Origin of the sequence: Paracoccus spongiarum, assembly GCF_030732095.1 — a bacterium.
Taxonomy (GTDB): Bacteria; Pseudomonadota; Alphaproteobacteria; order Rhodobacterales; family Rhodobacteraceae; genus Paracoccus; species Paracoccus spongiarum.
In genome coordinates, this window is the sequence record NZ_JAVAMQ010000001.1 from 296119 (window position 1) to 308825 (window position 12707).

A 12707-nucleotide genomic window follows, 5' to 3' on the forward strand; every position below is an offset into this window, starting at 1 on the left:
GTCGTGCCACACCGCCTAATCGCGCTCGGGCTGCCACGTCGTGATGTCCGCGGCGATCCACGCAACATCGTGAGCCCTTGGGCCGAGCCGCGGCCGGCTGACGGTCAGGGCGGCCGCGGAGAGATCCAGCACCGTGATGGGTCCGAAACCCTCCTCAATCAGCACATCGACGAGCCGGGACGCGCCGGCCCCGATGTCGATGAACGGCTCGCCGGGTTGCAGATGGTCGCGCACCATGTCGAGCGACACCGCAGCCGTTGCTTCGAACCATGTGAGTGCGTCTTCCGACCGTGCGCCGGAGACATCGTCCCAGTGCTGCCGTCCGTCGGCCAGGGTATCCATCGCGGACTGCGTGCCAGAGGTCCCACATCCCCGGAGCCTTCGACCGTCCGCGTTTTTCGCGCAGAACGAAGCACCAGACCCAAGCAGCACGACCACATTGGTCGAGTGCAAGGTATCGTTCAGCTTGTCCTCGACCCGCTCGCGGCATCCCGCGGTCGGCTTGCTACCGGCATCGTTGGAGTCAGCGTCCTTGTCAGGCCAAGCCAGCCACGTTCCATTGCCCGTCAGCAGGCGCAGCAGGTCCTTTTTTTTGGCGATTATATACCTTGCAAACATGGGGGCACTGAGTAGCATGCCCTCATGCTGGGAGACTTCTTCACCTACGTGGCCTCGGAGGCGTCTGTGATCGCGGACGCTCCATTGATTTTCGCAATGGCTGTTCTAGCCAGTGCTACCGTTGTCTGGTGGCTGGTAAATCTACGCTTTGGCGGGATCATCGACAGTCAGCGGGAACGCCTTCAAGCACGGGATGAGAAGATAGCCGAATACAAGACCAAGCTTGAGGGTGCAGAGCCAGACGAAGCACGGGCGCATATCAAGGATCTGGAAGCGCGACTAGCGAGATTGGAGCCGAGGCGACTTTCAGAAGTCCAGCGCAAGGCTATGGTTGAGCATCTTCGCAGCGCGCCCGGCGCGATTTCCATCGCGGTTGATGGCGCTTGCTTTGACGGCCAGGTGTTTTCCAGAAGCTTTACATCAGCATTGCGCGAAGCGGGCTGGGAAGTATCCCTGCCCATGGTGTTGGGCCTTAATAACCCACCATCGTCTGGGCTTAGGGTCCAAGTCGCCGATCTAAACAACCTGACCAACGCGAATAGGGCGCTTTTCGCCGCTATGGATGCTGTCGGATTGTCCTATGAGAAATCAGCAGGATTGCAGGTGGATGCACATCACCCGGAAGATGCCGAACTGCTGATAACCTCCGCCGCCTAGCGCTTTGGCTTTGGCGTGCGGTCTGGCGTCTGCGCACCATCTGTTGGTTTGTTTTTGGCAATGCGTCCTAGCACTTGATCAAACGCCGCTTCGTCCTCGTCCGCCTTCACTTCGCGGGCGAGGTCTTTGAACTTGTCGGATTGACTTTGCGACTGTTTGTTACTCATGTTCTTCCATGTTCGTTGATGTTTATATTGATGAAAGTAGTCAAACACAGTGCCGCTATCTCATGCTGGGCGGCGTTGTGATACCGACAGAGGCAGCGCCAGAAGCCGCCGCAAAGCTGATTGAGTCCCGAACTCCAGAACTTCCACACGGCGAAATGAAGTGGGGCAAAGTCTCACGCTCCAAGATGGCCACCTATACACGGCTTGTGGACTGCTTTTTTGATGATCCATCCTTCGCATCTGCTCAGTTTCACAGCCTCGTTGTTGACACCAGCAGGGTTAACCATCGCGCTTATAATGACGGTTCATCAGAGGTGGGGTTCAATAAGGAAATATACCAGCTGGCTAGTAAATTTGCGCGGCTCTACGGCAGGGCATACTTTTATATTTACCTGGACCAGAGAAACACCAATCAGACCCCGGATGACTTGAGACTTATCCTCAATCGCGGCAGGCGCAAAGCGGGGGACCCCCGTGATTGGCCTTATCGGCGCTGCCAATTCCGAAACAGTAAAAACACTCCGCTGCTGTGGGTGTCTGATATCTTTGCTGGAGCGATAGCTTTCCATCTTAATGGACATCGCGCCAAGCCAGACGCATCACCCGCGCGATCCGAACTATCAGACTATATTCTTTATCGTTCAGGCGTAAGAAACCCCCAAATAGACACAGCCAAGGGTGGCAAGTTCACAATCTGGCATCGTCAACTTCGCTAAGGTCGTCCCCCGGTAGTAGGCAAGCGCTACGGCTGCCACTAGCTGTCGCTAGCTCCTCCAGCCCTAGGTTGGAGGCTCCTACCGAGGGAGTCAAACTGACAGTAACACAGGGAGTTACTTGACACAATAGACTAGTTAATGCTACGCGCGCGAGGCTTTCGAATCAGGTCCTTCATATGTTAGGCGCTTGCCTTTTGCGCCAAGAAGCGCAAGAGCCGACCGGTCCGCATCCTCAACGCCATTGGCCGAACGGTTGTTATAGCGGAACTCGAATTCGGCCACGTAGCGGTGCAGATGCTTCTTGCCGCAATGCTGATAGACGCCCTTCATGCCGCGCTTGAAGATGCTGAAATAGCCTTCAATCGTGTTGGTGTGGACGTCGCCGCGCACATACTCGCCAGCGCCATGACGGGTGAAGTCATGGGCAGCGAAATCATCAGACAGGCTGCGATACTGGCCCGCTTCGTCGGTGTAGACGGTCGCCTCACGGGCGATATTTTCGCGCAAGATCGGCAGCAGGGTCGTCGTTTTCAGATCGTCAACGACCATGCTCTTGGCGCGGCCCGTTCCACGATCCACCAGCGACAGAACCTTGTGCTTGTGCGCGTAGCCACGGCCCTTCTTCTCGCCCTTTGGCTTCACGTTACGGTCGTTGCCGATGAATGTTTCGTCCACCTCAACAACGCCGCCACCAGTGCCGAAGCCTGCAAGTGTGTCGTCCTTCATCGCCTCACGGATGCGGTGCGCCATGAACCATGCGGTCTTGTAGGTCACTTCAAGCGCGCGGTGCATCTGGTGCGCACTCACGCCTTTCTTGCTGCTGGTCATCAGGTAGACCGCTTGCAGCCACTTGTGCAGCGGAACCTTGGATGCCTCGAAGACGGTGCCGACGCGGACGGTAAACTGCTTCTTGCAGTCGCCACACTTCCACAAGCCGTAGCGGACGCGCTTCTCAATATTGGCGGGGATCTTCACGCCAGTGCCGACCACGCCGCAGTGCGGGCATTCTGTGCCGTTCGGCCACATCACCTGCTCCAGATGAGCAAAGGCGGCTTCTTCGTCGTGGAAGTAGGGGCGGCTCAGGATCGACATGGCAAGGTTCCTTTTCCTTACCCTCAATCTAGCCGATCACGAGCCTATTTGCAATGTATATAATCGCCTTAAGATTGGGGGGATTACCCGGACAAATGTTCGGAAATGGGTCTCTGAGCCCCATGGCTTCAGCGAGATCGCCAGCGCGTATTGCCACACTGGATGCCCCGCGCTCGCGAGCCGGCTCGATGAAATAGTTAAGCGCACAGCCCCGGATACGATCCGCATCCCGTAAAGGGTACTCGGCTTTATCGCGCGGAGTGGCAGGTTTGTCGTCCCGATCCACGACAACGAAGCCAGCATCGTGCATGCGTGCGGCCGCTGCGGCTTTCTGTCCCCAACCACCATTCAGATCGGTCTTTTTCGGGATGCAGCCAACGAGCGGCTTGGTTGGGAAGACACGGTTCTGACGCTCACGCGTCGAACGCACCCAATACGGTCGAGACGGCCAAGCCTGTGGATGGCAGCATCGGGCTGATCTACCGCGTCGCCCCCAAATCCGACGAACCGGCTGATGGCGTGACCGGCACGGAGGCCGCGCAATGAACGCGGGAATGAGCGTGATCGTTTCGCCGGTTACCGCCAAGGAGCTGCCCGCAGCCCTGGCAGCGCTGGAGAGCGCTGACCGCTCCGACCTGCTCGATCTCTGGGGCAACTTGATCGGATCACCTGCCCCGAAGAATCTCTCGGCTCCCTTCATGCGCCGAGCGCTGGCGTTTGAGTTGCAATGCCAGGCTCACGGCGGTTCAGAGGCCTGAACCCTCTAGGATCTCGGGCGCATCGCCGCGGGCAGCGTGTCGCATGCGTCGGTCGGCACCCGGCTGCGCCCCAGTGCGAAGCTGGTCCGGGAATGGCGGGGCCGCACCTGGACGGTCGAGGTGATCGAGGGCGCGTTCCTGATGGGGGCGAGCGCTATGCCTCGCTCACAGCCCTCGCCCGGAAGATCACGGGGGCCCGCTGGTCAGGGCCCCGGTTCTTCGGGCTGACCGAGGAGACCCGGGCGGATGATGGGCCTGCCGGAACCTCGCGTCGCAGAAAGGGGGCCTGAGATGGTGCGCCGGATCCGCTGTGCGATCTACACGCGCAAATTCTCCGAAGAGGGGCTCGACCAAGACTTCAACTCGCTCGATGCGCAGGCAGATACCTGTGCGGCATATGTCACCAGCCAGAAGGCCGAGGGTTGGGTTCTGGTCCCAACCCGCTACGATGACACCGGTCCGTCCGGGGGCACGCTGGAGCGGCCGGCGCTGCAGCGGCTGCTCGCGGATATCGAGGCGGGGCCTTGTCGACCAGATCGTCGTCTACAAGATCGACCGGCTAACACGGTCGCTCTCCGACTTTGCCAAGATCGTCGACCGGCTGGATGCGGCGGGCGCCTCCTTTGTCTCGGTCACCCGGTCCTTCAACACCGCCACCAGCATGCGACGGCTGACGCTGAACATGCTGTTGTCCTTCGCCCAGTTCGAGCGCGAGGTGACGGCCGAACGGATCCGCGACAAGATCGCCGCGTCGAAGAAGAAGGGGCTCTGGATGGGTGGGACCGAGCCCTTCGGCTACAAGCCCGACGGTCGCAGCCTGACGATTCACGAGACCGAGGCGCCGATCATACGCCATATCCACGACCTATATCTCCAGCATGGCTCGGTCCGGGCGGTCGCAGAGGAGGCGGAAGGCCTTGGCTATCGGACACGGGCGCGACCGTCGGCCTCGGGCAGCCGGAACGGCGGAACGCCCTTCAGCCGCGGCCTTGTCTACCAGATCCTGACCAATCCGCTCTACGCCGGACGGATCCGGCACCACGACAAGGTCTATCCGGGCCAGCATCCGGCGATCCTCGATCCGGCCGTGTGGGACGCGCTGCAGGAGCGTCTTGCTGCGAAAGCGGCCCGAAACAGGGGGCGATCGAATGCGGCAGAACGCTCGCCCGTGGTCGGCAAGCTCTTCGACGAGACCGGGGATCGACTGACACCGAGCCATTCCCGCAAGAGCGGCAAGCGCCTGCGCTATTACATCTCGCGCCGGCTGGTCACCGACCGGCGTGAGAGGCATTCCGATGTCTGGAGACTGCCGGCTCGCGATCTCGAGACCGGCATTGCCCGGATTCTGCGGGACCACCTGATGAAGCCCACCGTGCTCACCGATCTGATCCGCGATGTGTCGGCGGCCGAGATTCCGGGATTGCAGGAGAAGATGCGGCATCTGGCGAACGACTGCGACCCGGAGGGCAGCGTCGATCTCTGGGCACCTCTGCTGCGCCGGGCCCATCTCCAGCAAGGCAGCATTCTCCTGCGGCTTGACCGCAAGGTTTTGGCGGAACGGCTTGGCATCGCAGCGGATCGGATCGACAGCGCGGCACGGCGGATCACCGCCTCGTTCCAAATGCAGCGCCGCGGCGTCGAGGCCCTCATCATCCTCGGTGCTGCGGTGCCGCGGGTCGATCCGGTGCTGGCGAAGAGCATCCTGATAGCACAGCGCTGGTATGCCGCCGTCAAAGCCGGCGACTCGTTCGGCGCCCTCGCCACCAGGGAAAAGGCCACCACCAGCCGCATCCAGCAGATGATCGGCCTCGCCTTCCTTGCACCGGATGTTCCCGATCAGGTCGCCACAGGTAATCAGCCGGTTGCCTTCACGTCGGAATGGGTCAAGCGGCACCAGTTGCCCGCAGACTGGGATCAGCAGCGGCAGATCGTCGGCGGGCTTTGATCACCGGAAGCGTGGCGGTCGGGAACGCGAGGCCGCCCATTCCAGTCCCGGTGTGCATCACCAGCATGCTCGGAGCCTTGCACCTTTTACGAGCATGAACACTTTTGCGACGGTTCCGTGATCGCAAGCCCACCCCTTCGGACAGCCGCGTCAGCTTCGAACTGGCCCAAAGTCAAATCCAGCGCCAGATGCGGGGGCAGAAAACCGTATCGCGCCAAGTGCCAAACAGAGACTTGCGGCATTCCGGGCGGCTATTTCGCCTGCAAATTCATGTCTCTAGAGGCCGGAGCGGCCCGCAAGCCGCGGAAATCACGCTACAGTGCTCAAGGTATCAAATTGTTTAAAATCAATGGATTATGTGGTGGCGGAGACGAAGGGATTCGAACCCTCGAGACGGTTTCCCGTCTGCACCCTTAGCAGGGGTGTGCCTTCGACCACTCGGCCACGTCTCCGCTGATCCGTCTAAACGCGCCGGTCAGCCGGTGCAAGCGGGTTTTCGGCGGCAGGGCTTCAGGCGTTGAAGAGGAAATGCAGGACGTCGCCGTCCCTCACCTCGTAGGTCTTGCCCTCGACGCGCAGCTTGCCGGCCTCGCGGGCGCCGGCTTCGCCCTTGCCGGCGATGTAGTCGTCATAGGCGATGGTCTCGGCGCGGATGAAGCCCTTCTCGAAATCGCCATGGATCACGCCCGCCGCCTGCGGCGCCAGCGTGCCCTTGCCAATGGTCCAAGCCCGCGCCTCTTTCGGGCCAACGGTGAAATAGGTCTGCAAGCCCAGCAGGGCGTATCCGGCGCGGATCAGCCGGTCCAACCCGGCCTCGTCCAGCCCCATTTCCGACAGGAACATCTGCTGTTCCTCGGCATCAAGCTGGCTGATTTCCTCTTCGATGCGGGCCGAGATCACCACATGGCCGGCGCCCTGCGCGCGGGCCATGTGGGCTACCTTGTCGGACCAGGCATTGCCCGCCGCGGCCTCGCTTTCGGCGACATTGCAGACATAGAGGACCGGCTTGGCGGTCAGCAGCTGCAGCATGGACCAGGCCTTCCGGTCGTCCTCGGACACGGCGATGCTGAGGGCGGGCTGGCCCGCCTCCAGCGCCGCCAGCGCCTGTTTCAGCAGCCGTTCCTGCGCGACGGCCTCCTTGTCGCCGCCCTTCAGCTTGCGGGCGATATTGGCCAGCCGGCGTTCGATCGATTCCATGTCGGCGATCATCAGCTCGGTCTCGATCACCTCGGCATCCGAAAGCGGATCGACGCGGCCCTCGACATGGGTGACATCGCCATCCTCGAAGCAGCGCAGCACATGGGCGATGGCATCGACCTCGCGGATATTGGCCAGGAACTGGTTGCCCAAGCCCTCGCCCTTGCTGGCGCCCTTCACCAGCCCGGCGATGTCGACGAAGGTGATCCGGGTCGGGATGATCTGCCTGCTGCCCGCGATCGCCGCCAGCCGGTCCAGACGGGGATCGGGCACCGCGACCTCGCCGACATTCGGCTCGATGGTGCAGAAGGGGAAATTCGCGGCCTGCGCGGCGGCGGTTTTCGTCAGCGCGTTGAACAGCGTGGACTTGCCGACATTCGGCAGCCCGACGATCCCCATGCGAAAGCCCATCTTTGCACCCTTTCCTGAATTGCGCGCCGTCTTAGGGCCGACCGCGCCGCAAGTCCAGCCTGACGGGGCCGATTGCGCCGCCGCGCCATGTTGGCTAGTGCTGTCAGCCGACGACAAGGGGGCGGGCCATGACCAGAATCGACAAGACCTTCGCGCGGCTGCAGGCGCAGGACCGCAAGGCCTTCGTGGCCTACATGATGGCCTCGGACCCGGATGCCGCCACCGCGCTGCAGATCATGCGCGGCCTGCCCGAAGCCGGGGTGGACATCATCGAACTGGGCATGCCCTTCACCGACCCGATGGCGGACGGCCCGACCATCCAGGCGGCGGGCCAGCGCGCCCTTGCGGCGGGCGGCAGCGTCACCGCCACGCTGGACATGCTGCGCGAATTCCGCAAGCAGGACGACACCACTCCGGTCGTGCTGATGGGCTATTACAACCCGATCTATGCCCGCGAGGGCGGCGTGGCGCGGTTCCTGTCCGAGGCGGTCGAGGCCGGCGTGGACGGGCTGATCGTCGTGGACCTGCCGCCCGAGGAGGATGCCGAGCTGTGCCTGCCCGCCGCCGCGGCGGGGCTGAACTTCATCCGGCTGGCGACGCCCACCACCGATGACCGCCGCCTGCCGGCCGTCGTCGCCAACACCAGCGGATTTGTCTATTATGTCAGCGTGACCGGCATCACCGGCGGCCCCGCCGCCAACGCCGCCGAGGTCGCCCCCGAGGTCGCGCGCATCCGCAAGGCCGCCGGCCTGCCGGTGGTGGTCGGCTTCGGCATCTCGACCCCCGAGGCGGCGCAGCGGATCGCCTCGGTCGCGGATGGCTGCGTGGTCGGCAGCGCCATCGTCAAGCAGATCGGCGAGGACCGGCCGGTGCCCGAGATCCTCGGCTTCGTGCGCGATCTGGCTGCCGGCGCGCATCGCGGCTGATGGGCGCGGCCGCGGCAGGGCATGAACTGGACCACATCGCGATCGCGGCGCGCGACCTCGACGAGGGCGCCCGGTGGCTGCGCGACCTGCTGGGGGTCGAGGCCGAGGCCGGCGGCCGCCATCCGCTGATGGGCACCCACAACCTGCTTCTGTCGCTTGGGCCGCGCGAATATCTGGAGATCATCGCAATCGACCCGGACGCGCCGCCGCCCGCCCGGCGGCGCTGGTTCGGGCTGGACGGGTTCGACGGGCCGCCGCGTCTGGCCGGGTGGGTGGTGCGGGCCAGACCGCTGACCGCCCCGGCCGGCACCACCATCGCCGAGGCCAGCCGGGGCGATCTGCGCTGGCGGATCACCCTGCCCGAAGCCGGCCAGATGCCCGATGAGGGGGCGCAGCCGATTCTGATCGACTGGCACGGCGGCGCGCATCCCTGCGACCGGCTGGCCGATCGGGGGCTGCGCCTAGCGGGCCTCTGCCTGCCGCTGGACCGGATGCCGCTGGCCGATCCGCGCCTGTCGCGGGATCCGCGTTTCGGCGCGATCATCGCCACGCCAGGGGGTCCGGTGCGGCTCTAGCGCCCTCGGACGGCGGCGCGACCATTCGGCCCCTACCCTCGGCCCCGGATCAGGGCTAAGTTCGCAGCCATGGACACGCGCGCCACCGACGCCCCCTGCCCCAGCCTGCCGAAGCCCCGCAGCTTCTGGCAGCGCATTGCCGACCGGATGGCGGCGATGCTGGGCGGGCGGCGGGCGACGACGCCGCCCGAACGCTCGGTCGCGTTCACCATCGCGGTGATCGCGCTTGGCGCCAAGCTGGCCAAGGCCGACGGCGCCGTGGCCCGGTCCGAGGTCGCGGCCTTCCGGCGGGTGTTCATCATCCCGCGCGCCGAGGAAAAGAATGCCGCCCGCGTCTTCGACCTGGCGCGGCAGGACGTTGCGGGCTTCGACGCCTGGGCGCGGCGCATCGCGGCGATGTTCCCGGCCGGGGATCCGGTGCTGGCGGACGTGCTGGAGGGGCTGTGCGTGATCGCCGTCGCCGATGGCGACATGCACGAGAACGAGATCGCCTTCATCGACGAGGTCGGGCGCATCTTCGGTCTTGCGCCCGGCCGCATCGCCGCCCTGCGCGCCCGACACGATCCGAAGGCCGGCTGCCCGCCCTGCGACGTTCTGGGCATCGACGTCGACACCCCCCTGCCCGAGGCGCGCAAGCGGTGGCGCAGCCTGGTGCGCGAGGCGCATCCCGACCGCGCCATCGCCCGCGGCCTGCCCCCCGAGGCGGTGCGCCTCGCCGAGGCGCGCACGCGGCGGCTGAACGAGGCCTGGCAGAAGTTTCGCGACATGCACGCGACAGGCGATCAAAGCCCCGCCTGAGCGGTTGTCGCCCCCGCGCGGCAGGGCTAGAGTGGCCGCGAAACACGGGTGACGGATGAACGAGACGACGCCGGCATATCAGGTTCTGGCCCGCAAGTACCGGCCCGAGACCTTCGCGGATCTGGTCGGCCAGGACGCGATGGTGCGCACGCTGAAGAATGCCTTCGCCGCCGACCGCATCGCGCAGGCCTTCGTGATGACCGGCATCCGCGGCACCGGCAAGACCACGACCGCGCGGATCATCGCCAAGGGCATGAACTGCATCGGCCCCGACGGCCAGGGCGGCCCGACCACCGAGCCCTGCGGCACCTGCGAGCATTGCGTGGCGATCAGCGAGGGCCGCCACGTCGATGTGCTGGAAATGGACGCCGCCTCGCGCACCGGCGTGGGCGACATCCGCGAGATCATCGAAAGCGTGCATTACCGGGCGGCCTCGGCGCGCTACAAGATCTACATCATCGACGAGGTGCACATGCTGTCGACCAGCGCGTTCAACGCGCTGCTGAAGACGCTGGAGGAACCGCCCCCGCATGTGAAGTTCATCTTTGCCACGACCGAGATCCGCAAGGTGCCGGTCACGGTGCTGTCGCGCTGCCAGCGGTTCGACCTGCGCCGGATCGAACCCGAGGTGATGATCGGGCTGTTGCGCCGCATCGCCGCCGCCGAGGGGGCGCACATCTCGGACGATGCGCTGGCGCTGATCACCCGCGCCGCGGAGGGCAGCGCCCGGGATGCGACCAGCCTTCTGGACCAGGCGATCAGCCACGGCGCCGGCGAGACCGGGGCCGATCAGGTGCGCGCCATGCTGGGCCTTGCCGATCGCGGCCGGGTCATCGACCTGTTCGAGATGATCCTGCGCGGCGATGCGGCCTCGGCACTGACCGAATTGCAGGCACAATATGCCGATGGCGCCGATCCGGTCGCCGTGCTGCGCGACCTGGCCGAGATCACCCACTGGATCTCGGTCGTGAAGATCACGCCGGATGCCTCGGACGACCCGACGATCTCGCCGGACGAACGGACGCGCGGCAAGGATCTGGCTCAGCGCATCGCGATGCGGGTGCTGACCCGGATGTGGCAGATGCTGCTGAAGGCGCTGGAAGAGGTGTCGGCGGCCCCGAACGGGATGATGGCGGCCGAGATGGCGGTGATCCGCCTGACCCATGTGGCCGACCTGCCCGATCCCGAGGCGCTGATCCGCAAGGTCCAGCAATCGCAGGCGGCCGGCGATTTCGCGCGCCCGGGCCCGGCTGCCGGCGCAGGACAGGCGGCACCCGTCATGGCGAGCCAGCCGGCGCCCCGCGCCGCGCGCCCCGCCCCGCCCGCGATGCAGGCCCGGCCGTCGGCCGGGCAGCCCTCGGGCGCGGCGACCGCGCTGGCCCTCGCGCCCGACGCCTTCGCGGCCTATCCCGACTTCGCCTCGGTGCTGGAGCTGATCCGCCGCATGGGCGACATGCTGCTGCTGGTGCAGGTCGAAAATCACGTCGCTCTGGTGCGCTATGCGCCCGGCCGGATCGAGTTCGAGCCGCGCGGCAACGCCCCTGCCGATCTGGCGCAGAAGCTGGGCGAACGCCTGCGCGGCTGGTCCGGCGGGCAGCGCTGGGCCGTCAGCGTGACCAGTTCGGGCGGCGCCCCGACCGTGGCGGAACGGCGGGCCGCCGAGATGCAGGAGGCTCGCGACCGGGCGCTGCAGCTGCCAATCGTCCGGCAGGTTCTGGCGGCCTTTCCCGGCGCCACCCTGAAGACGGTCAGCCGCATCGCGCCGGCGCCGGCCTCCGCAGCCGAAATCGCGGCGGAAGGCGCCGAGAACCCCCATGACACCCAGGGTCCGGTCGCGGAAGTCGCGGAATGGGACCCCTTCGAGGATGAGGACTGAGGCATGATGAAAGGACTGGGCGGGCTTGGCGACATGACCAAGATGATGAAGGCCGCCAAGGAGATGCAGGACAAGATGCAGCAGATGCAGCAGGATCTGGAACGCATCACCGTGACCGGAGAATCCGGCGCGGGCCTGGTGAAGGCGACCTGCACCGCCAAGGGCGAGCTGACGGCGCTGGACATCGACCCGTCGATCTTCCAGCCCTCCGAGAAGGAGGTGGTCGAGGATCTGATCCTGGCCGCGATCAAGGACGCGCAGCGCCGGGCGCAGGACCGGATGCAGTCCGAGATGTCGCGCATCACCGAGGCGATGGGCCTGCCGGCCGGCATGAAGCTGCCCTTCTGATCCGATGGCCGAGGGCAGCGACGACATCCAGGCGCTGATCGCGCAGATGGCGCGGCTGCCCGGCCTCGGGCCGCGCTCGGCGCGGCGGCTGGTGCTGCACCTGATCCGCAAGCGCAGCGGCCAGATGATCCAGCTTGCCCGGCTGCTGGAGAACGTGGCGCAAGGTTCGCGCGAATGCCTGACCTGCGGCAACATCACCGATCGCGACGAATGCGCGATCTGCGCCGATCCGGCCCGCGCCACCGGCGAGCTCTGCGTGGTCGAGGACGTGGCCGATCTGTGGGCGCTGGAACGCGGCCGGGCCTTTCGCGGCCGCTATCATGTCCTTGGCGGCACGCTGTCGGCGCTGGACGAGATCGGCCCCGAGGATCTGGGCATCCCCGGGCTTGTCGATCGCATTGCCCGCGACCGCGTCACCGAGGTGATCCTGGCTCTGAACGCCACCGTCGATGGCCAGACCACCGCGCATTACATCGCCGAGGCCCTGGCCGGCAGCGGCGTCGCCGTCACCGGGCTGGCGCAGGGCGTACCGATCGGGGGCGAACTGGACTATCTGGACGACGGGACGATCAGCGCCGCGCTGCGCGCCCGCCGCAGGCTGTGACGGCAGGCGCGGCGGGGGC

15 protein-coding genes, 1 tRNA gene and 1 pseudogene are annotated in these 12707 nt (G+C 65.5%); 12 read left to right on the forward strand and 5 right to left on the reverse strand.

What is annotated here, in order from left to right:
* Positions 1–15 precede the first annotated feature (15 nt).
* Positions 16–618 carry a class I SAM-dependent methyltransferase gene (locus Q5Y72_RS01490; protein WP_305961643.1) on the reverse strand — a complete coding sequence of 201 codons (603 nt, stop codon included), beginning with the start codon at positions 616–618 and terminating at the stop codon, positions 16–18.
* A gap of 24 nt (positions 619–642) precedes the next feature.
* On the opposite strand from Q5Y72_RS01490, the gene Q5Y72_RS01495 reads away from it, so the two are divergent.
* Positions 643–1275, forward strand: a complete 633-nt coding sequence (locus tag Q5Y72_RS01495; RefSeq protein WP_305961644.1) for a hypothetical protein — start codon at positions 643–645, stop codon at positions 1273–1275.
* On the opposite strand, the gene Q5Y72_RS01500 is transcribed toward Q5Y72_RS01495, so the two are convergent.
* Positions 1272–1442, reverse strand: a complete 171-nt coding sequence (locus Q5Y72_RS01500) for a hypothetical protein (RefSeq protein WP_305961645.1) — start codon at positions 1440–1442, stop codon at positions 1272–1274. The genes Q5Y72_RS01495 and Q5Y72_RS01500 overlap by 4 nt on opposite strands.
* Before the next feature lie 8 nt (positions 1443–1450).
* Here Q5Y72_RS01500 and Q5Y72_RS01505 point away from each other — a divergent pair, with 8 nt between their 5' ends.
* Positions 1451–2158: a DUF3800 domain-containing protein gene (locus Q5Y72_RS01505; RefSeq protein WP_305961646.1), complete on the forward strand. Its 708-nt coding sequence runs from the start codon at positions 1451–1453 to the stop codon at positions 2156–2158.
* Positions 2159–2299: 141 nt separating this feature from the next.
* Here Q5Y72_RS01505 and Q5Y72_RS01510 read toward each other — a convergent pair whose 3' ends face one another.
* A complete protein-coding gene (locus tag Q5Y72_RS01510; RefSeq protein WP_305961647.1) occupies positions 2300–3250 on the reverse strand; it encodes an IS1595 family transposase in 951 nt (316 codons plus the stop codon).
* Between the two features lie 554 nt (positions 3251–3804).
* On the opposite strand from Q5Y72_RS01510, the gene Q5Y72_RS01515 reads away from it, so the two are divergent.
* The 4 genes and pseudogenes from Q5Y72_RS01515 to Q5Y72_RS01525 all read left to right on the forward strand — a co-directional run bounded on the left by Q5Y72_RS01515 (position 3805) and on the right by Q5Y72_RS01525 (position 5953).
* Complete coding sequence (locus Q5Y72_RS01515) at positions 3805–4008, forward strand: hypothetical protein (protein WP_305961648.1); 204 nt, start codon at positions 3805–3807, stop codon at positions 4006–4008.
* A 92-nt stretch (positions 4009–4100) separates the two neighbouring features.
* Positions 4101–4298 carry a DUF2924 domain-containing protein gene (locus tag Q5Y72_RS19850; RefSeq protein ID WP_371930727.1) on the forward strand — a complete coding sequence of 66 codons (198 nt, stop codon included), beginning with the start codon at positions 4101–4103 and terminating at the stop codon, positions 4296–4298.
* Position 4299: 1 nt separating this feature from the next.
* A pseudogene (locus Q5Y72_RS01520) lies at positions 4300–4461 on the forward strand (recombinase family protein); the annotation flags it as partial.
* Positions 4457–5953, forward strand: a complete 1497-nt coding sequence (locus Q5Y72_RS01525) for a recombinase family protein (RefSeq protein WP_305961742.1) — start codon at positions 4457–4459, stop codon at positions 5951–5953. The pseudogene Q5Y72_RS01520 and the gene Q5Y72_RS01525, both read left to right, overlap by 5 nt.
* 362 nt (positions 5954–6315) lie before the next feature.
* On the opposite strand, the gene Q5Y72_RS01530 is transcribed toward Q5Y72_RS01525, so the two are convergent.
* Together Q5Y72_RS01530 and ychF are read right to left on the reverse strand one after the other, a co-directional pair.
* A tRNA-Ser gene (locus Q5Y72_RS01530) sits at positions 6316–6405 on the reverse strand.
* Between the two features lie 58 nt (positions 6406–6463).
* Positions 6464–7561 (reverse strand): redox-regulated ATPase YchF, encoded by a 1098-nt coding sequence (gene ychF, locus Q5Y72_RS01535; protein ID WP_305961649.1) that lies wholly within the window; start codon positions 7559–7561, stop codon positions 6464–6466.
* A 128-nt stretch (positions 7562–7689) separates the two neighbouring features.
* Here ychF and trpA point away from each other — a divergent pair, with 128 nt between their 5' ends.
* The 6 genes from trpA to recR all read left to right on the forward strand — a co-directional run bounded on the left by trpA (position 7690) and on the right by recR (position 12688).
* Positions 7690–8487, forward strand: a complete 798-nt coding sequence (trpA, locus tag Q5Y72_RS01540) for a tryptophan synthase subunit alpha (protein WP_305961650.1) — start codon at positions 7690–7692, stop codon at positions 8485–8487.
* Complete coding sequence (locus Q5Y72_RS01545; RefSeq protein ID WP_305961651.1) at positions 8487–9062, forward strand: VOC family protein; 576 nt, start codon at positions 8487–8489, stop codon at positions 9060–9062. The genes trpA and Q5Y72_RS01545 overlap by 1 nt, the downstream gene beginning before the upstream one ends.
* Positions 9063–9131: 69 nt before the next feature.
* Positions 9132–9860 (forward strand): TerB family tellurite resistance protein, encoded by a 729-nt coding sequence (locus Q5Y72_RS01550; RefSeq protein ID WP_371930728.1) that lies wholly within the window; start codon positions 9132–9134, stop codon positions 9858–9860.
* 55 nt (positions 9861–9915) lie between these two features.
* On the forward strand, positions 9916–11736 hold the full coding sequence (locus tag Q5Y72_RS01555; protein WP_305961652.1) for a DNA polymerase III subunit gamma/tau: 1821 nt from the start codon (positions 9916–9918) through the stop codon (positions 11734–11736).
* A 3-nt stretch (positions 11737–11739) separates the two neighbouring features.
* Positions 11740–12084 (forward strand): YbaB/EbfC family nucleoid-associated protein, encoded by a 345-nt coding sequence (locus Q5Y72_RS01560; protein ID WP_305961653.1) that lies wholly within the window; start codon positions 11740–11742, stop codon positions 12082–12084.
* 4 nt (positions 12085–12088) lie between these two features.
* On the forward strand, positions 12089–12688 hold the full coding sequence (recR, locus tag Q5Y72_RS01565; RefSeq protein ID WP_305961654.1) for a recombination mediator RecR: 600 nt from the start codon (positions 12089–12091) through the stop codon (positions 12686–12688).
* Positions 12689–12707: the final 19 nt, after the last annotated feature.